The 18437-nt window shown below is 40.7% G+C and carries 14 protein-coding genes; 9 read left to right on the forward strand and 5 right to left on the reverse strand.

Going from position 1 to position 18437, the window contains the following annotated elements; genetic code table 11:
* Positions 1 to 90: 90 nt before the first annotated feature.
* Together ACQFX9_RS11950 and ACQFX9_RS11955 are read right to left on the reverse strand one after the other, a co-directional pair.
* Positions 91 to 375: a hypothetical protein gene (locus ACQFX9_RS11950; protein WP_427162205.1), complete on the reverse strand. Its 285-nt coding sequence runs from the start codon at positions 373 to 375 to the stop codon at positions 91 to 93.
* Entirely contained in the window at positions 356 to 601 is a 246-nt protein-coding gene (locus ACQFX9_RS11955; protein ID WP_103138699.1) for a hypothetical protein, read from the reverse strand. The genes ACQFX9_RS11950 and ACQFX9_RS11955 overlap by 20 nt, the downstream gene beginning before the upstream one ends.
* 649 nt (positions 602 to 1250) lie before the next feature.
* On the opposite strand from ACQFX9_RS11955, the gene ACQFX9_RS11960 reads away from it, so the two are divergent.
* From ACQFX9_RS11960 to ACQFX9_RS11990, 7 genes are all read left to right on the forward strand, one after another.
* Complete coding sequence (locus ACQFX9_RS11960) at positions 1251 to 1601, forward strand: hypothetical protein (RefSeq protein ID WP_427162206.1); 351 nt, start codon at positions 1251 to 1253, stop codon at positions 1599 to 1601.
* Positions 1602 to 1846: 245 nt separating this feature from the next.
* On the forward strand, positions 1847 to 2386 hold the full coding sequence (locus ACQFX9_RS11965) for a Dps family protein (RefSeq protein ID WP_427162207.1): 540 nt from the start codon (positions 1847 to 1849) through the stop codon (positions 2384 to 2386).
* Positions 2387 to 2487: 101 nt separating this feature from the next.
* Positions 2488 to 3255, forward strand: coding sequence for a ChaB family protein (locus tag ACQFX9_RS11970; protein ID WP_427162208.1), 768 nt, complete (start codon positions 2488 to 2490; stop codon positions 3253 to 3255).
* Between the two features lie 347 nt (positions 3256 to 3602).
* Entirely contained in the window at positions 3603 to 4376 is a 774-nt protein-coding gene (locus tag ACQFX9_RS11975; RefSeq protein WP_427162209.1) for an SPFH domain-containing protein, read from the forward strand.
* A gap of 60 nt (positions 4377 to 4436) precedes the next feature.
* A complete protein-coding gene (locus tag ACQFX9_RS11980; protein ID WP_427162210.1) occupies positions 4437 to 5012 on the forward strand; it encodes a Uma2 family endonuclease in 576 nt (191 codons plus the stop codon).
* 68 nt (positions 5013 to 5080) lie between these two features.
* Positions 5081 to 6124 carry a DNA cytosine methyltransferase gene (locus ACQFX9_RS11985; protein ID WP_427162211.1) on the forward strand — a complete coding sequence of 348 codons (1044 nt, stop codon included), beginning with the start codon at positions 5081 to 5083 and terminating at the stop codon, positions 6122 to 6124.
* Between the two features lie 248 nt (positions 6125 to 6372).
* Positions 6373 to 11295: a DUF4011 domain-containing protein gene (locus ACQFX9_RS11990; RefSeq protein ID WP_427162212.1), complete on the forward strand. Its 4923-nt coding sequence runs from the start codon at positions 6373 to 6375 to the stop codon at positions 11293 to 11295.
* On the opposite strand, the gene ACQFX9_RS11995 is transcribed toward ACQFX9_RS11990, so the two are convergent.
* On the reverse strand, positions 11250 to 11465 hold the full coding sequence (locus ACQFX9_RS11995) for a DUF433 domain-containing protein (RefSeq protein ID WP_427162213.1): 216 nt from the start codon (positions 11463 to 11465) through the stop codon (positions 11250 to 11252). The genes ACQFX9_RS11990 and ACQFX9_RS11995 overlap by 46 nt on opposite strands.
* Positions 11466 to 11483: 18 nt before the next feature.
* Entirely contained in the window at positions 11484 to 12749 is a 1266-nt protein-coding gene (locus ACQFX9_RS12000) for an FAD-dependent hydroxylase (RefSeq protein ID WP_427162214.1), read from the reverse strand.
* 228 nt (positions 12750 to 12977) lie between these two features.
* On the opposite strand from ACQFX9_RS12000, the gene cysE reads away from it, so the two are divergent.
* Positions 12978 to 13745, forward strand: coding sequence for a serine O-acetyltransferase (gene cysE / locus ACQFX9_RS12005; RefSeq protein ID WP_427162215.1), 768 nt, complete (start codon positions 12978 to 12980; stop codon positions 13743 to 13745).
* A 239-nt stretch (positions 13746 to 13984) separates the two neighbouring features.
* Here the strand turns inward: cysE and ACQFX9_RS12010 are convergent, their stop codons facing one another.
* Positions 13985 to 14563, reverse strand: a complete 579-nt coding sequence (locus ACQFX9_RS12010; RefSeq protein WP_427162216.1) for an Npun_F5749 family FMN-dependent PPOX-type flavoprotein — start codon at positions 14561 to 14563, stop codon at positions 13985 to 13987.
* A gap of 348 nt (positions 14564 to 14911) precedes the next feature.
* Between ACQFX9_RS12010 and nrdJ the strand changes: the two genes are divergently transcribed.
* Positions 14912 to 18430: a ribonucleoside-triphosphate reductase, adenosylcobalamin-dependent gene (nrdJ, locus tag ACQFX9_RS12015; RefSeq protein ID WP_427162217.1), complete on the forward strand. Its 3519-nt coding sequence runs from the start codon at positions 14912 to 14914 to the stop codon at positions 18428 to 18430.
* Positions 18431 to 18437 lie beyond the last annotated feature (7 nt).

Raw genomic sequence — 18437 nt, forward strand, 5'->3', positions numbered from 1 at the left:
ACAAGAAAGACAAATAAAATTGGGAATTAATTCTCAACTTTCTCTACTGTGAAAAACCTACACCTGCAACTTTTTGTGAGTGATCAGCAATTAGTTCTGGTCAAAATTAAATAAAGGTTTTCTGAACAAGAGTAAGTTTTTACGCCTACGTTTATGCAGATGCTGAACGCTAGTTAAATATTGATCAGCATAACGAAACGCAGATGCACCATCATAAGCAGCGATTGCGATCGCTTGAAAGAAAACTTTGGTAGGAACGTCTTGATCACACAGCCTTTGCGTCAGAATCAATAAATCTCTGTCTGTTGCAGGAAAGGTAATTTCTTCTGACCATTCAGGATCATAATCAACATCTTCAATTACAGTTCTGGACATTTTGAACCTCCCCGAAGGCAAAAGATGCGAAACCTGTAATGAAATTTAACTGCTGCTCCCGTGATTGTAAGTTATCTGGGAGTTCGGTACTGTTGCATCCGATTTCCTTTAAAATTTCTAAACAGTAGGCTCTAATTTCGCTACATGAAGCGTTTTCCCACTTCATACCTACTTCTTTAGCTTTTTCTAAATTACATCGAATTACGTTAGTTACAGGGCTAATCATGAATGCACCCTCATAAGCTTGATGATTGCAGTTTTGATCAAAAGCCCAAACTAATGGAACCGTGTTTTTGCGGAATTTATGAAGACAGGCTGCAAAATCGTCAGCGCATTTGCGGAAAAAATTTTCAGGCGATCGCGGTTTTTTCTTAAATAGATCACTACGTGGCCACAAGTTATTGTCAATCTGGCGAGTATATTACTGAGTGTCAAACTCAGTAGTATTGACCAATGAGAGCAGTAATCTTACTTATACTGAAGAAATATAACTTAAGTAGTAGATAATTATAGACATTTATTAATTTTATATATGATGTTTTTATCAAAAAAATTACATATACTTTTGAGTCGATACACCACAAGAATGATTTTATTTACTGCACCACATTGAAAAATTTCATTCTCTAGACCGATTTAAAAATTTATTTTTAGATTAACAATAAAAACAGCTTGCATAGCTTGTAAAAACAGAATACCTGAAGCAAAATTAAATTACTATTTACCTACTTAAATCATATTAGGAAAATATCAGGAGTTCTTACAAGCTATATAAGCATTATAACTTAATCATGAGATAGAAGCTAAAAATTAATTTGAATTAGACGCTATCTCAAATTAAGTTAACATCTGGCAAATTTGATAGAGGATTAACAATGAATATGTTTAGTTGTGTTCTACGTCCATTCAAGTTTCTCATCATCGCTTTTACCTGTGCATTGCTGTTACTGTCCAGCACTAGTCCAGCATTTGCGATTGAGAGCTACAAAAGTGATCCAACAGAAGCTACTACACAACTTTTAGAGACACAACGCCAAACTGATGAAGTTGCTAAGTCTCCACCACCAACACTAGAAGAAGTGCAGAGAAAATCTAATGAAGGGCTAAATGAAGTCCAAGGTGCTGCTGACATTGAAAAAATGAAACGTCCAGAAAATTCTCAAAGTGCAACTTCCGTAGAAGATGAAGTAAAGAGTTTCCTAGAAAAAGTTACAGGTAACAAGTAACTTAGTATCAAACGATAGGTAAAAACCATAATTAATCATAAATTTTAGGTTTGAATATTCCTATCTCAATTCATAGAACTAATATAAGTCAGGTTTTAAAACCTGACTTAATTTTAATATATTTAGCATTTATTGAGACTTTAGTTATAGTTAATTTTTATTGGACAATCTTTCCTTTGATTGATGTAAATCACGGCTAACTTTTGAGACTTTAGTACATAACGTCAGCTTAGGAAATAATAGCAATGCGTACTATCAACATTGGTTTAACAGCAGAACAACGCCAAGGAGTAATTAATTTGTTAAATCAAGATTTAGCAGATTCTTACCTCCTATTAGTAAAAACCAAAAAGTACCATTGGGATGTTGTAGGCCCTCAGTTTCGCAGTTTACATGAACTTTGGGAAGAACATTATCAAGCACTAACAGAAAATATTGATGAGTTAGCTGAAAGGGTAAGAGCGTTAGGTGGTTATCCTATAGGCACAATGGAAGGATTTCTACAAGTCGCAACTCTCAAGGAACACGCCGGAGATGTCCCCAATGCAACTGGTATGGTAGAGCGACTAGTAGAAGATCACGAACAGATCATTCGGAATTTGAGAGAACACGTAGACCGCAGTGGTGAAGAGTTCCATGACCAAGGAACTGCTGATTTTCTCACTAACCTCATGGAAGACCACGAAGAAATGGCTTGGATGCTGCGTTCATTTATTGAAGGTCAACCAATTCAACCCAACGGTACACAACCAGCAACAGAAACTAAAACCCCTGTAGGTGTTTAAAAAGGCAAAAGTAAAAAGGAAAAAGGAAAAAGATTTCCTTCCTTTTACCTTTTGTATTTTGCCTTTTGCCCTTTACCTTTTGCCTTTTAAGGAGTATACAAGTGCCAGAAGTTTATCAAGCAGAACGTACAATTTCCGCAGTATTGAAAGAACAAAAGCAAGTTGATGATGTAATTCGTCGGTTATTAGATAGAGGTGTACCTAGAGACCATATTTCGGTCATGGGCAGAAACTTTCAGTCAGAGACTCGGATTGCAGGATTCATCACCAAAAGAGATGTAATTCTCGGAGGTCTGAGAACAGGAGCTATATTTGGTTCCTTGTTTGGTTCATTTCTGAGCCTTTTGACAGGGGTGGGTGTACTGTTTATTCCTTTTGTCGGCCCCATCGTAGCAGCTGGCCCTATTAGTGCGATTCTTCTAGGAGCAGCGAGTGGTGCGATCGCAGGTAGTGCTGGTGCTGGTTTAGTCTCCGTTCTCACTACCTTGGGAATGCCTGAAGATAAAGCCGCAGTCTATCAAACCCGCCTACAAGCTGGTGAGTTTTTAGTGCTGGTAGAAGTACCAAGCGATCGCGCCGGAGAATTCCAGTTATTACTAGAAAGTGCCGGTGCAGAAGAAATTAATACTATCGAGAAAGCACTAGCTCATCCCTGTCCCGGCCCTTGCAACAGTCCTGAAGACTTGTCGCCTGAAGTCCGTTCTCATCTTTCTTCAGACGCTCAAAACACTTTCATCCAACGCTACAACCAAGTGTTAAGTGACACCAGCGACGAATTTACAGCTGAACAAGCAGCATGGGAAGCTGTTCATCAGAAATTTGATGAAGACGAAAACGGTGTGTGGTCAAAGCAAAAAGTCGGTGTTTAAGCCGCCTTCCTAGATTGAACAGTCAGGGGTAGTGAACTTGAGTTCATTACCCTTTTTTATAGTCAATTTTTGTTAATGCTTGTTGTAAGCTGTAACACCCATAAGTTGCTTAGTTGAATGTGTCGAGCAAATCTATAAACTTTCTCCCCTGGTAATATTAATTTGCAAATTCAAGGTACAACATCTTAGTTCCTATCTGTCGCTGGATTGGTGAAGATTGGTAAAACCAGCAGATTTATCATTGTTAAACATATCTTTGATAAATAACATTACATTATCTGCTTTTTACCCATAGCTCGTTTTTACCAGAGCTAAAATACATTCACACTACACCGGCACGATGAAATATGGGGACTTTTATTAGTTCATTTTTTGTTTTCTTAATATTTCTCAGTCTATTTGGCTTCAAGCTAGACAGAGAATACCAGCGTGGCGTTATTTTCCGTTTAGGTAGAATTAACGGTGTCAGGGGGCCGGGTTTATATTGGATTCTGCCCATGATTGACCAAAAAACTCAAGTCGATATTCGGACTAAAACAGTCAATATTGAACCGCAAGAAACAGTAACTGCTGATAGCGTAACTATTAAAGTTAACGCCGTTTTGTACTACCGCATTCTTGATCCATCCAAAGCCATCAATAAAGTAGAAAATTACCAGTCAGCCGTTTATCAAACCGCCTTGACAACTTTACGTAATGTCGTAGGCCAAAATATTTTAGATGATGTTTTACAAAATCGCGACAAAATCAACATCAGAGTTCAAGAAATTGTTGATGAAATTACTGAACCTTGGGGAGTTGTGATTGAAAGGGTGGAAATGAAAGATGTGGAAATTCCACTCGCCATGCAAAGAGCAATGGCCAAGGAAGCAGAAGCGATTCGCGAAAAACGCGCTCGGATCATTAAAGCCTCAGCAGAACAAGAAGCCTCCATCAAATTAGCCGAAGCTTCTCAATTAATCATAGAGAATCCTGTAGCTTTAGAATTACGGCGATTGCAAATGTTAACTGAAGTAGGAGCAGAAAATAATACAACTACTTTAGTGATGATTCCCTCAGATTTTATCACTCTGGCTAAACGTTTATCAGATTCTATTCCCAATCAAGAACAGCAAAAATAATTAATAAACTGTAGTTGAAAGTTTTACACTGAAACTAAGAAACGAATTTCTGGCAAATAGATGGCCGCTTCTACAACTTTAATTCTCTCTCTCGAAGATTTCCTCAAATTGCCATACTTAGAGGATTCTCCAGCATGGGAATATTTGGATGGAGTTGCTGTCCAAAAACCTATGCCTAAAACTCGACACTCTATTTTACAAAAACGTCTTTTGGGTGAAGTTGATAGCAACACCACAGACTACACAGCCTTACCTGAGTTGCGATGTACTTTTGCAGGACGTTCGATTGTCCCAGATATTGCAGTAGTGGCGTGGAATCGCATCCCGTTAAATGACATTGGTGAACCAGAGGATGACTTTAGACAAGCACCCGACTGGACAATCGAAATTCTCTCACCTGATCAAAAAGTCAACCGCGTTATAGACAATATTCTGCACTGTTTGAGAAATGGCAGTAAGTTAGGCTGGATGCTCGACCCAGATGACTATTCTGTACTAGTTTTTACTCCTCAACAAGAACCTGAAGTGATGAGAGGCGATCGCCAACTTACAATGATACCAGGAGTAAATTTAACCCTGACAGCACAACAAATCTTTGTATGGTTGAAAGTGGATAAGTTGAGGCAGAGTCAGTAATTGTCTCTTGCTGTGTGAGCGATAATTGTTGGATAATCATTTGCCAACTTCCTGTCAACGCCAAACAAATGCAGCGCACCAAACAAAAAGCCACTCTCAAATTTCTAGACTTGTTTTGTGGCATTGGCGGGTTTCGTATTGCAGCGCAAATGGTTTGCCAAGAGAGGAATCTTGAACCAGTATGCGTTTTTTCCAGTGATATAGATCCTGCTGCTCAAAAAGCATACGCAGTCAATTTTAAAGAACAACCCGCAGGCGACATCACTAAAATAGATACTCAAGACATTCCTGAACACGATATTTTATTTGCAGGGTTTCCGTGTCAACCCTTCAGTATATGCGGAGACATGAAAGGTTTTGATGATATACGCGGTACTTTATTTTTTGACATCGCCCGTATATTGCAAGTGAAAGAGCCTCAAGCCTTTATCCTTGAGAATGTCAAACAGCTAAAAGGACATAATCAAGGGCAAACACTCAGGCGAATCATGGAGACTATTCGCAACTTAGGATACTATGCAGACTATCGCATTCTCAACGCGCTTGATTTTGGTTTACCGCAAAAGCGCGAACGCATTTTTATTGTTGGCTTCCGCCAACCCATTGATTTCCTCTGGCCTAAAGGTAGTGTGCCGATGAAACCCCTAACGGAAATTTTGGCAGAAGAAGTTCCAGATTTCTATTATGCTTCTGAAAAAATCAGGAATAGTCGCATAGAAAAACGAAAGGGGAAGCAGCAGTATAGTGAGATGACTATCTGGCATGAAAACAAAGGCGGGAATATTAGTGCATACCCCTATTCCTGTGCCTTGAGAGCAGGCGCGTCCTATAATTACCTTTTAGTCAATGGTGAAAGGAGACTGACAGAACGCGAAATGTTGCGGCTCCAAGGCTTCCCTGATTCTTTTCAGATAGTTGGCAGTTATCAAGCCGTCAGAAAACAAGCCGGAAATACTGTAGCTGTTCCTTGTGTTGCGGCTGTCATTCGCTCGGTTCTAGATGCAATGGCAGAAACTGCAACTAAATCCACAACCCCCAAGTCCCATACTCAGAAAGAATTGAATTTTACCCTTGATTCTACTGTTAGCATATATACATTTAGTGGAGCGTAAATATGCCGACCATTGAAGATGCAAAGCAACGATTAGATACCATTATAAACTACTCTAACTCTGTGCTTACACTGAATTTATGAGCTGCGGTTTCTATTACTCTTAACTCTTTGCACTTTTAAAAGCTTACGCAATCCCTTATAAAACAGCATCTCCACTATTTTAGAGGATTGCTTGCTGGTAAATGCTTATACATAAAAATATTAGTATAATATTAAACGGTTACTTTATTTGCTAAAAAGACTAAAATGCGACAGTCTACTTCAAACACTCAACAAAACCTTGCTCTAAAAATTGCAAAGTGGAAAGCTGGACTGGCTGATTTAGGAAAACGAAATCCTCTCATTAAGTTTCGGCAGGATAACCCTCGAATTTTAGAGATTCTCACAGAGGAACCAGATGTTCTTTTCAACAACCTTACAGAAGAGAAAAAATCGCTGTGTTTTAAAATAGTTGATAGCGAACATCAAGATATTATTCATTCGGAAAAAGCTAAAGCATTACCAGCCGAAAGAAATCCTCTTGAATTAATTACTCGTCAAGTAGGTAAAGAGCAAATAAAACGGCTGAATAAATTGCGTCTTGAAGCGCGACGTTCATTTGAAGAACGAGGTGTAAACAGCCTGTTTATGGCACTTGGAACGTTGACTTGGTACGACAAAGATAAACCAGAGGATGCTTTGCTCTCGCCACTAATTTTAGTTCCTGTAGAGTTAAGGAAAGAACCTAAACGAGATGCTTATAAAATATCTGTCCTAGATGAAGAAGTTGTGTTAAATCCAACTTTAGTACAAAAGCTAAAGCAAACTTTTGGGGTTGATCTTCCAGAGGGAGAAGCTATACAAACACTAACTTATAACGAAATTATTGCTGAGATTAGGAAGCTATTAGCAGAACAAAAGACATGGCAAATTAAAGAAAATGTATTTCTCTCTCTATTTTCTTATGCAAAGGCAGCAATGGTTCGGGACATTATCGAAAATGAAGCTCTAATTTTTGAACACCCAATTTTACAAGCGATTAGTGGTGATTTAACTAATTATCAGTCTAACTATAGAGAACCCCTACCTGCATCTGCTCTAGATTCACAAGTTAAACCTGAACGAACATTTCAAATTCTTGATGCTGACTCTAGCCAACAAGTCGTAATTGAAGCAGCAAAAGCTGGTTCTAGCTTCGTGGTTCAAGGGCCACCAGGAACGGGCAAAAGTCAAACTATTGTAAATATGATTGCGGAACTGATTGGCAATGGTAAATCAGTTTTATTAGTTGCAGAAAAAGAGACAGCACTGAGTGTGGTTTATAGCCGCTTGGCTGAATGTGGTTTAGATCATGTGTGTCTTAATCTTCACCATAGTGGTACAACAGATAAGCGAGAACTTGTAAATAATCTATCAAAAACTATTGAAAACATTAAACAAATTGATAGTGCAGAAAATAATCACCTTTTCTTTGAAAGGCTTGTTTCTACTCGTCAATCGATAAAATTATATCTTACTAGTTTACACACTAAAGAAAAACCTTTAGAAAAATCACCGTTTGAGATATTTGGTGAGCTTTTGAAAAAAGAACGCGAAAGAGTTCCCAGTATCAATGTCAGCTTTTCTAACTTCAGTCAATGGAATCCTAGCAGATTACAAGAAGCAAAAAATTTATTAAATCAATTAGCGCAATTCCTGCCTTTCTTTAAAGGAGATAAAACAACTATTTGGGCAAAAAGTTCTCTAGATTCTTATTCCTTTGAAATGGAATTGCAAATTACAGAGGAAATAGAGGAATTTCAGCAAGCAATTTTTTCATTCCAAAAGATTAATCAAGAATTACAAGAGATTCTACAAGTTCAACCTTTGTTGAATTTAGAGTCTCTCAATAGGTGTTATCCAGCCCTAGAATACATACGAAAAGCTCCATCCAATCTGCCAGAAAACTGGACTGGAGTAGATATATCAATTGCTCAAGATGCTTTCATTATTCTGCAAACAGACGTTCAAGAGATTGAAAAAAATAAGCTTTCGCAAGAAGCACAAAATTTGCTGATTCGGATTTCTTCATTTCTACCATTTTTAAGAGGAGAAAAAACAACTATTTGGTCACAAAGTGCCTTAAATTCTTGCCCGGAAAAGCTAGAACTAGAAATAAATAATCAAATCAATGAATTTCAACAAGCAATTTCTTTAATTAAGATAACTAGTCAACAGCTTCAAATAATTATCCAGCTTCAGCCTTTATTGAATTTGGGAGATGTAGAAGCTTGCTTTCCTGCACTTCAACATATATTGAAAGCTCCAGATAATTTACCTGATAACTGGACTGAAATAGATATATCAATTGCTCAGGATGCTTTCACTAAGTTAAAAACGGATGTCACATTTCTAAAAGAAACTGAGCCATATTTAAAACAAAAATATTATCCTGAATTTTTCTCCGCAGAATTACCTGCTTTAGCTAATAGATATCAGAAATACAGCCGCTTTTGGTTTCTTCGAGTTTTTAATCCCAGATATAGGCGTGATTTCAAGCTTTTAAAGAAACTAAGCATTAAAAAAGGACAGATTTCCCACAACGAATTAAAACGTGATTTGGCACAAGCTGTTCAAATACAAGCTGCACGCAACAAGCTATATCAAATCAATTACCCAGCACGTAAGGTTTTTGGCTCTTTATTTAACCCAGAGGTTTCTAGTGAAGCAGAGTTAAAAGAAATCGAACAAGCTTTAAATTGGTTGGCTGGCTTACAAAAGTATTCGCTGGCTGCTGATTCCGTCCAGCATATTGTAAATTCCCCCTCTGGGCGGCGCGAACTGGCTGAATTAGTTAAGAAACTTGAATCTCTCCTTGAAGATATTAGCCGAGGAATGAATTTCTTATTTTTATACTTTAATGAGAATGATATTATTGGGCAATATCGGCCTCACAATCAAATTTTATTTACCGAACTGGCAAATTTTTTAAACATAGCTAAATCCAATTTACCCGACTTCCGCAAATGGTTAACGTATAAGGAAATCTATGGGCAATTAGAAAGTTTAGGACTCCAAGATTTCTTAAATGCTTTGCGAGACAACAAACCTAATCCTATTGAATTGATACGAAATAAGCTACTTCATATTGACTACCAGCCTCGTCAGATTTTTGGCTGTTTATTTCATCCAGAAGTTTCTAGTGAAGCAGAATTAAAAGAAATTGAACAAGCTTTAAATTGGTTGGCTGGCTTACAAAAGTATTCGCTTTCTGCTGATTCTGTCCAGCGCGTGATAGATTCTCCTGCTAAACGGCGTGAATTGGCTGAATTAGTTAAGAAATATGAATCAGCCCATAACAGTATTAGGAAAGGATTAGATTTCCTATTCTCTCACTTTGATGAACATGACATCACAGATTCTTACCTACCTCGTAATCAAATTACTTTTGTTGAACTAGAGACATTCCTAAACTTGGCTCAATCTGAACTACCTTATTTTCAAGAATGGCTAACCTATAAGGAAACTTACCAGAAAATTGAAAAGCTGGGTAATGAGAAATTCTTGGATACTTTGCGTGACAACCAGATTGAGCCAGAAAAGTGGTTTCCAGTTATCGAGAAACGAATTTATCAAATATGTCTTGATGCCATCCTTGCCAGAAAACCTGAGTTAAAGAATTTTAACTTTGAAGTACATGAACGACAAATCAACGAGTTTTCTCAACTCGATTATAATCAACTAGATACTGCTAGAAAACGTCTAAAACAGCTTCATGTGCAACGCTGGCAAAACTGGGAAAAGACTTCACTTGCTCTAGCTGAGTTGCCAAATTTGAAAAGGGAAGCGAATAAGAAAAGCCGACATTTGCCTATTCGTAAACTACTCAACGATAAACAAAAGGGGATACCAAATTTAGTTAAAGCCTTAAAGCCTTGCTGGATGATGAGTCCGCTTTCAGTTAGCCAATATATCAATGCAGATGTAGTTCATTTTGATGTACTTATTTTTGATGAAGCCTCCCAGCTTCGGACTGAGGATGTAGTTCCTGCGATTATTCGTTCTAATCAAGTTATTGTGATTGGTGATAAAAAACAACTTCCTCCCACATCATTCTTTTCAACCGCCAAAGATAGCGAAGAAGATAGTAATGATGAGGATGATGCAAGCTATGAAAGTGTTTTGGATGAATGTTCAAATTTTATGTTTGGGCGAATGCTGAAATGGCATTATCGCAGCCAATATGAGCGTTTAATAGCTTTTTCTAATAAGCATTTTTATGACTCTCAGTTAGTTACATTTCCAAACCCAGTTCAAAATCCAGATTTGGGAGTGTGGTTTAAGCACGTTCCTGATGGTGTTTACGATCGCGGCGGACGGACAGATAATAGACGTGAGGCTAAAGTAGTTGCTCAGTTAGCGTTAGAGCATTTTCAACGGTTTCCCGAACAATCTCTTGGTATTATTGCTTTTAGCGAAGCCCAAGCGGATGCGATTCAGGAGCAAATTGAGATTTTAGGCAAAGAACATCCTGAGTTGGAGACATTTTGCAGCGATAATTCACCGCAATACTTTCTTAAAGCACTGGAAAACGTCCAGGGTGACGAGCGAGATGCAATTATACTCAGCGTAGGCTATGCTCGTGATGATCAAGGTAAGCTTTTTCTCAACTTTGGCCCCTTGAATCGCCAAGGTGGAGAAAGACGGCTTAACGTAGCTGTAACGCGGGCAAAAAGTAAAATTACGCTGGTTTCTTCCATCTTAGCTGGTGACATTGATTTAACACGTTCTCAAAGTAAAGGTGCAAAAGCACTACGTGATTACTTGGAATACGCAGCAAGTGGTGGGGAACAACTGCAAGGAAACTCTTACACGGATAAGCTTCATTTTGACTCGCCGTTTGAAGAAGATGTTTATCATGCTTTAGTGCAGCAAGGATACACGATTCGCACTCAAGTTGGATGCTCAGGATATCGGATTGACCTTGCCGTAGTCAATAACAATCGCCCAGGAGAGTTTTTACTAGGAATTGAGTGTGATGGTGCATCTTACCATAGTTCACCGACTGCCAGAGATCGCGATCGCCTCAGACAACAGGTGCTAGAAAGGCTAGGTTGGAAAATTTACCGGATTTGGTCAACAGACTGGTTTCGTAACAAACCTGTTCAAGTTCGTCTCTTGAAAGAAAGAATCAAACAACTTGAGATATAGAAATTTTCCACTATGCCTTCATATTCTGCCAAAATCTCTGTTACTGTTGTGCCATGTGCTAGAAGATTGAGAATGTATTCGACTGTAAGGCGTGTTCCTTTAATGACAGGTTTCCCAACCATGACTTTAGGGTTAAAACTGATTCTGTTTAACAGCTCTTGATCGGTCATATTTCTCAAAATCTCAGTTTAACGTCTTGCTAACTCTGGAGTCTTACCCTTCAACCCAACCATTAATTTGAGCATAAAGACTTTCAGCATCGGTACACGCTGCATCAACCATAAACCCAAGCGACGCATAAACACGACAGGCTGAAACTGATTGGAAAACATCCGATCTAACAAATCTGTAAAGCCTAAGATGGTCAGATTTTCTTTTTGTCGCCAACCTTCGTAACGCTTGAGTACCCGCAGATTACCGATATCTTCCCCGGCTTGATGGGCTTTTTGGATAACTTGCGCTAAAGCTGCTACATCCCGAATACCCAAATTTAGCCCTTGTCCGCCGACGGGATGACAATTGTGAGCTGCATCACCTACTAAAGCCAAGCGGGGAAGGACATAACGATCGCTTTGCATGAGTTGTACTTGAAATACGAAGCGATCGCCTAATAATTCTAACTTGCCCATCTGATCCCCAAATCGGCGGCTGAGTTCTTGTAAAAATTGTTCATCATCTAAAGCACACAAGGCTTGAGCTTCAGCGTGGGGTGCTGTCCAGACAATGCGGCAACGATTCCCTGGTAAGGGTAAAATCGCAAAGGGGCCACTCGGCCAAAATCTTTCGTAGGCTGTATCGTTGTGGGGTTGTTCTGGTTTGACAAAAGCCACAATACAAGATTGCCAATACTTCCAACCGTGAGTTTTAATCCCAGCCGCTTGACGAATTGGCGATCGCGAACCATCCGCCGCTACCACTAATTTACTCTTAACTAGTTTGACTCGCTCACCAATTTTGATATTAATGACTACCTCGTCTTGCTGATATTTGGTACTCACCACCTCAGCCGGACAAAGATAAGTCACATTCTGGCAATTCTGCACAAATTCTTGTAAAGGTTCGAGCAGTGCTTGGTGTTCTGCAACATAACCTAATTCCGGTGTGTCTTGACTGATATCCTGGGTTTCAAACTCCACTACCTGGGGATAATCAGCATCAGAAAGACGCACTTGGCGATATTTAGCAATTTTCGGCAGCATTTTGTCCCAAATGCCAATACCTTGATATATCAGTGCTGAGAGCATATGCACTGCGTAGGCTTGTCCTTTGCTGACACCCATTGATGTGACCTTAGCCTCAATCAGCAGAATATTCAAGCCAGAATCTTTTAAAGCCGCCGCCAAAGTTAAGCCGACAATTCCACCACCCACAATCACCAAATCGTAATCATACCTTGGTAATTCTGGCAGTAGATACGGAGAAGAAGTTGTTTGATTAAACTGCGTTAACGCCATTGTGAAGAGAAATTAAGCAATTTTATTTCTTATTGTGACGCGATCGCCCTCATTAGGGCAAGGGGCAAGAGACAGGGGGCAGGGGAGCAGGGAGCAAGGGGAGATAAGGGAGATTTTACTTCAATGCCCCATGCCCCATTCCCCATGCCCAAAAACTTGAGAAGATTGGACATCTAGAACGATATTATGGGAGGGTAGCTTGTTGTACTTTCCGAGGGTGCTATCCCGATGCTCTCTACAATACGTGCTGATTTTCGTATCATTTTTGAACGTGACCCAGCTGCTCGTAACTTACTGGAGGTATTGTTTTGTTACCCCGGTTTACAAGCCCTGATGTTTCATCGGCTCGCTCACGGGCTTCATGGTATCGGTCTTCCTTTTATACCTCGTTTGATTTCTCACATAGCTCGGTTTTTGACTGGTATCGAAATTCACCCAGGGGCGACCATTGGGCAGGGTGTATTTATTGACCACGGTATGGGAGTAGTAATTGGGGAAACAGCGATCATCGGTGATTATGCCCTGATTTATCAAGGTGTAACATTAGGGGGAACCGGTAAAGAAAGCGGCAAACGTCACCCCACTTTAGGTGAAAATGTCGTAGTTGGGGCTGGTGCTAAGGTATTAGGTAATATTCTCATCGGTAATAATGTCCGCATCGGTGCTGGTTCTGTCGTGTTGCGGGACGTGCCTTCAGATTGTACGGTGGTGGGAATACCAGGACGGATTGTGTATCGTTCAGGAGTTAGGGTTGCACCACTAGAACACAACAACTTACCCGACTCAGAAGCGGAAGTTATCCGCGCTTTAGTAGATAGAATTGAAGCACTAGAAGATCAAATCCAAACTCTACAGCGTCAAAGAGAGGTTGAAAAAACCCCTGTTTTAGTCAGTTATGTAGTTAAAGATTGTGAAAGTTTGCCAGCTGATGCTGCTCCTATATGTAATCTCCGAGATAAAGCTATACAGCAGTTTTTAGACGGAGCAGGGATTTAACAAATTGGGGATTGGGGATTGGGGATTGGGGACAAGGTAGACAAGGTAGAATTTATTTCTCAAATCAGCACAGACTAAACGCCGTGCTATCCCTAACAGCACTCATTACTCAGCACTCAGCACCGGCTAAACGCCGCGCTACCGCTAACAGCACTCAGCACTCATTACTCAGCACTCACCACTCACCTGATTTTAAATTTTGGATTGAAGATTCACAATTGATTAACCCCTCCAGCCTTCTAAGGATTAATCTCTTCACTAGACCATACCTTGTTTTCTTCACACCAGTAAATGCGGCGGTTTTGGGGTTCGCCACGTAATTCTAAGTGGTCTACTTGTGTGGGTTCTAGTAGTAATAGGCAAAAATTAGCTAGTGGTTGATGTGGTTCGGGTGGTGGTGGCTCAAAGGCTGCTGGTTCGGCTTTGGGTTCACCAGGATGCGGCCAAGCAAATTGTAAACGGGCTGCATCACTTAATTCTTGCCACATAGCAATCCGGGCTGCTTGCAGAGGATGAGATTCATCACTGCTCACTACAGTTAATTTACCAGTGATGCGAAATTGTTCTCTGGTGTTGGGAAAGTACCAACAAACTTCCGCCCAGGTTTGCTGCTGTATTTGGTCGATTTTTTTACTCCGGCTATCAGTAATAAATCTGAGTTGGTTAGTATCTGCTAAAAAGCCACGAAAGACTACGGTACGGTTAGCAGGATGACCGTTAGCTTTGACTGTGGCTAGTTGCAGGTAACGGGCGTATACAAGGCTACGGTTACGGTGGAGAGCATGGGCGATCGCACTTCTCCAAGGAGCTAGGGACATGATAAAGTTTTGTTGCAATTTATCCAGACTCAGATTAATCACAAAGTGGAAAAATTAGCAATCTTTTCGTTTAATCTACCTTGTCTAAAGTCCTAATTGATTGAGTGGAATTCCTCTCCAAGAAGAGCTAAATTTTCCCCATAACGATGATTTTACGACTTTAATACTGTTGATAATTGCAACTCAGTGTATAAACTTTTGCGGAAGAGAAAGCCATTATACATCATCAATATGTGTGGCAATTTCTACAGTTATGCCATAGCGTAAAGTGGAAAAATTTTCAAGCTTTTTTCCTCTATCTACTTGGCGTATAGTCGTAATCTGTTCACACGCAACAAGAATTTTTCTATGGTTCGAGAGCTGGAAATCAAACGTCAGGGTGCAAGGTTTCCCGAAACCGCACCAGCCGCCAATCCTGTATTTTTTAGAACTTATAGCCGCCGTACAGAGGCGGGTTTGAGAGAAACTTGGGATGAAGTGTGCGATCGCACTATCCAAGGTTTAGTAGAGTTAGGTAAACTCACGCCAGAAGAAGCGGCTATTTTAGAAAAAACCCAGCGCAAATTGCAAGCTTTACCCAGTGGGCGTTGGCTCTGGGTAGGTGGCACTGATTGGATCAACAAATCCAAAAACTTCTCCGGTGCGTATAATTGTACATCTACCAACCTGCGAGACTGGAACGCCTTCGGGTTAATGATGAACCTCGCCATGATGGGTTGCGGTACAGGGGCAGTAATAGAACCGCAGTATATTAATCAACTGCCTCCTATCCGTAATCTTCTTCATGTGACTGTACAGGGAAATGTTGGGGATACAACTAAAGAATTACGTCGTGAATATACACAAACCCATATAGAAGGGAACACAGTTACTATCCATGTTGGAGATAGCCGGGAAGGTTGGGTGGGATCATACCAAACCTTATTAGAGTTATCAACCAATGAAAGATTTACGGATGAAGTACAAGTAATAGTTGATGTCAGCGATGTCCGCCAAGCGGGTGAAACTCTCAGGGGTTTCGGTGGTGTAGCGAATCCTGTGAAATTACCTGGACTATATCAGCGTTGTGCCGCCATTCTCAACAAAGCTGTCGGTAGACAATTAACTTCTGTGGAATGCTGTCTGTTAATTGACGAAGCTGCTGTAACAATTGTTGCAGGTAATATTCGCCGTTGTCTCCCAGAAGATGCTTTAGTTCATACATCCCAAGGTTTAGTTCCCATTCGGGATGTACAAGTGGGTGACTTAGTACAAACACCTTTGGGATTTCGGCGAGTCGTAGATAAATTTGACCAAGGCTGGCAAGATGTCTACGAAATCGAAACTAATGCTACTTACCCCAGAGCAACTTTGAACCATCGGCAAGCAGTGCTAGCAGATGCTAAGGGGGGCATTGTTTGGAAATACTTTAATAGTTTAGTAGCAGGCGATCGCCTACTGCACAACAAGCAAGTTTTACCAGGGACTGTTACTCATTTACCGCCAGATTTTACTGAATCTCGACCCTCTCAAAGTCGCACAGCTAAAACCTTTGTTGTTCCCGAACTAACTGCGGAAGTAGCTTGGCTCATTGGATTTACGCATGGTGATGGTTATGTAGCTCTTGGTCGCAATAAATACGATAAACCCTATGGTCGTGTTGAGTGGTCAATGAACAGCTTGGATGCAGAAACTACCAGCAGAATTCAAGTCAAAATTGACACTGCTTTAGCTTTATTTGGCTTGAGTGCTGTTCATAGCACAACTAAAGGCGAAAATACTGCTAAATCAATCTGTTCATCAATTCGCCTCGCTGAGTATTTCCATTGTTACATCAAACAGCCTAATGTTCCTCTTACAGTTCCTAGCTTCATTTTGCAAGGTTCAGTAGATATTCGGGCTGCTTACCTGGCGGGTTTAATGGACAGTGATGGCGGTGTCAATAACCGACCTCCTCATTTAGTGACCTCAGTTTATCGGTCATTTATCAGACAAGTAAGTGTAGTTCTATCCAGCTTGGGTATTGCTGGTAGACTGACCACAACTTATCCACAAAATTCCAGTTGGCAAGTTAAGTACAACTTAACAATTCCCGCCCTCAAGGAGCGTTATAACAGCCTCATTGCGCCACACTCAGCTAAAGGTGAACTACGCCAAGGTTTGAAGATGTATGGTTTCACCGTTCCTGGTGTAATCATGCGGGAAGCTTACACCTACAGCGAAATGCGGGAGATGGGTTTTCAAGGTTCTCGGACTGTCGATGCCAATTACGAACGTTACATTGCTGAGGCGGATATTTCTCTCGATATTCCTGTCACTGTTAAAGGTTTGGGCAGTTATGATCATGTCCAAACTTATGATATTGAAGTGGAAGAAGCCCACTGTTTCTATTGCGATGGATACTTAACGCATAACAGTGCCGGAATGCGTCAGTTCATATCTGATGATGAACAAGGCGCAACTGCCAAAGACAACCTCTGGCAACAAGATGAAAATGGCAACTGGCGCATAGATCCTGAGCGCGATGCTTTGCGGATGGCAAACCACACAAGAGTGTTTCACCGCAAGCCAACCCTAGAAGAATGTATTAATGCTGTACGTAAGCAATATTACAGTGGTGAGGGTGCAATTCAGTGGGCTGGTGAAGCTGTTGCTAGGGCTAACTGTGATTTGTTAACTACACAAGCATTGAAAGCTGATTTCATCAAAGCTTACGAACAAGGAATAGCCAAAGATTGGTTACAGAAAAGACATAATGAAATTGATGATCATGAACTAGAACACCGTCTAGCTCGTTATGGCTTGAATCCGTGCGGAGAAATTATAGGTAGCGATTTTCACTGCAATCTATCCGAGATACATCTTAATCAAATTGATCCATTTAACCATAAAGAACAAGAGGAAGCTTTCACGGCTGGGGCGTTATCTGTAGCGTCACTGTTAAATCATCAATTCCAAGAACCACGCTATCAATATAGTCGGGAACTAGACCCAATTGTTGGGGTTTCTTTTACCGGTTTATTTGATTTCTTTGTCCATGCTTTTGGTGTGGATTGGTTGCGCTGGTGGGAAGCGGGCAGACCAGAAACACCCCAAGGATTGACATTTAAACATCGGGAAGCAGAATACTTAACTTCTTGGAAAGAAATTGTGCAGCGTGTGGTGTGGGATTATTGCGATCGCCATCATCTCAAACGCCCGAATCGCTGCACAACAGTGCAACCCAGTGGTACAAAATCGCTGTTAACTGGTGCAAGTCCCGGATGGCATCCCCCCAAAGCCCAACGCTTTATCCGCCGCATTACTTGCCGGAAAAATGACCCCGTAGCGTTGGCTTGTCTGGAATACGGTTACAGTATTATTCCTTCCCAGTCAGACAAAGATGAACAGGGGAATTTACTCAATGATCCCTTTGATCCTAGAGTGACTGAGTGGCTAGTAGAAATTCCTGTGGCTGTGTCTTGGGCTGATTTACCTGGTGCTGATGTGATTGATATCAGTAAATTTAATGCGATCGCGCAAATGGATTTCTATATGCAAGTACAGAAATTCTACGTCACTCACAACACCTCTGCCACCATCGAGTTAAGAGAACACGAAGTGGAAGCATTAGGAACTCGCATTTGGGAAGCAATTCACAACGATGAAGGTTACATGAGTGCAGCACTACTGGCGAGATTTGATGATCATCAAACCTTCCCCCGCTTGCCATTTGAGCCAATCTCTAAACAGGAGTATGAGCAAATGCTGCAAGCCGTAGCCGCACGCCGCAAAACCGATGACTTCTACACCGTCTTAAGTCGCTACGACTTCGGCGATTTAATGGAAGTCGGCCCCGCAGGCTGTGACTCTGATAAGTGCATGATGCCTGAACAAAGTCCGAATTAAGGGACTG

Source organism: Aliinostoc sp. HNIBRCY26, assembly GCF_050235535.1.
GTDB lineage: Bacteria > Cyanobacteriota > Cyanobacteriia > Cyanobacteriales > Nostocaceae > Trichormus.

Bases quoted from the DNA above. Each gene is read 5' to 3' on its own strand.
- cysE (WP_427162215.1), top strand. From the start codon at position 12,978: ATGCTCTCTACAATACGTGCTGATTTTCGTATCATTTTTGAACGTGAC.
- ACQFX9_RS11995 (WP_427162213.1), bottom strand. From the start codon at position 11,465: ATGACCGATCAAGAGCTGTTAAACAGAATCAGTTTTAACCCTAAAGTC.
- ACQFX9_RS11975 (WP_427162209.1), top strand. From the start codon at position 3,603: ATGGGGACTTTTATTAGTTCATTTTTTGTTTTCTTAATATTTCTCAGT.
- ACQFX9_RS11955 (WP_103138699.1), bottom strand. From the start codon at position 601: ATGATTAGCCCTGTAACTAACGTAATTCGATGTAATTTAGAAAAAGCT.
- ACQFX9_RS11990 (WP_427162212.1), top strand. From the start codon at position 6,373: ATGCGACAGTCTACTTCAAACACTCAACAAAACCTTGCTCTAAAAATT.
- ACQFX9_RS11985 (WP_427162211.1), top strand. From the start codon at position 5,081: ATGCAGCGCACCAAACAAAAAGCCACTCTCAAATTTCTAGACTTGTTT.
- ACQFX9_RS11965 (WP_427162207.1), top strand. From the start codon at position 1,847: ATGCGTACTATCAACATTGGTTTAACAGCAGAACAACGCCAAGGAGTA.
- ACQFX9_RS12000 (WP_427162214.1), bottom strand. From the start codon at position 12,749: ATGGCGTTAACGCAGTTTAATCAAACAACTTCTTCTCCGTATCTACTG.
- ACQFX9_RS11950 (WP_427162205.1), bottom strand. From the start codon at position 375: ATGTCCAGAACTGTAATTGAAGATGTTGATTATGATCCTGAATGGTCA.
- ACQFX9_RS11980 (WP_427162210.1), top strand. From the start codon at position 4,437: ATGGCCGCTTCTACAACTTTAATTCTCTCTCTCGAAGATTTCCTCAAA.
- ACQFX9_RS11960 (WP_427162206.1), top strand. From the start codon at position 1,251: ATGAATATGTTTAGTTGTGTTCTACGTCCATTCAAGTTTCTCATCATC.
- ACQFX9_RS12010 (WP_427162216.1), bottom strand. From the start codon at position 14,563: ATGTCCCTAGCTCCTTGGAGAAGTGCGATCGCCCATGCTCTCCACCGT.
- nrdJ (WP_427162217.1), top strand. From the start codon at position 14,912: ATGGTTCGAGAGCTGGAAATCAAACGTCAGGGTGCAAGGTTTCCCGAA.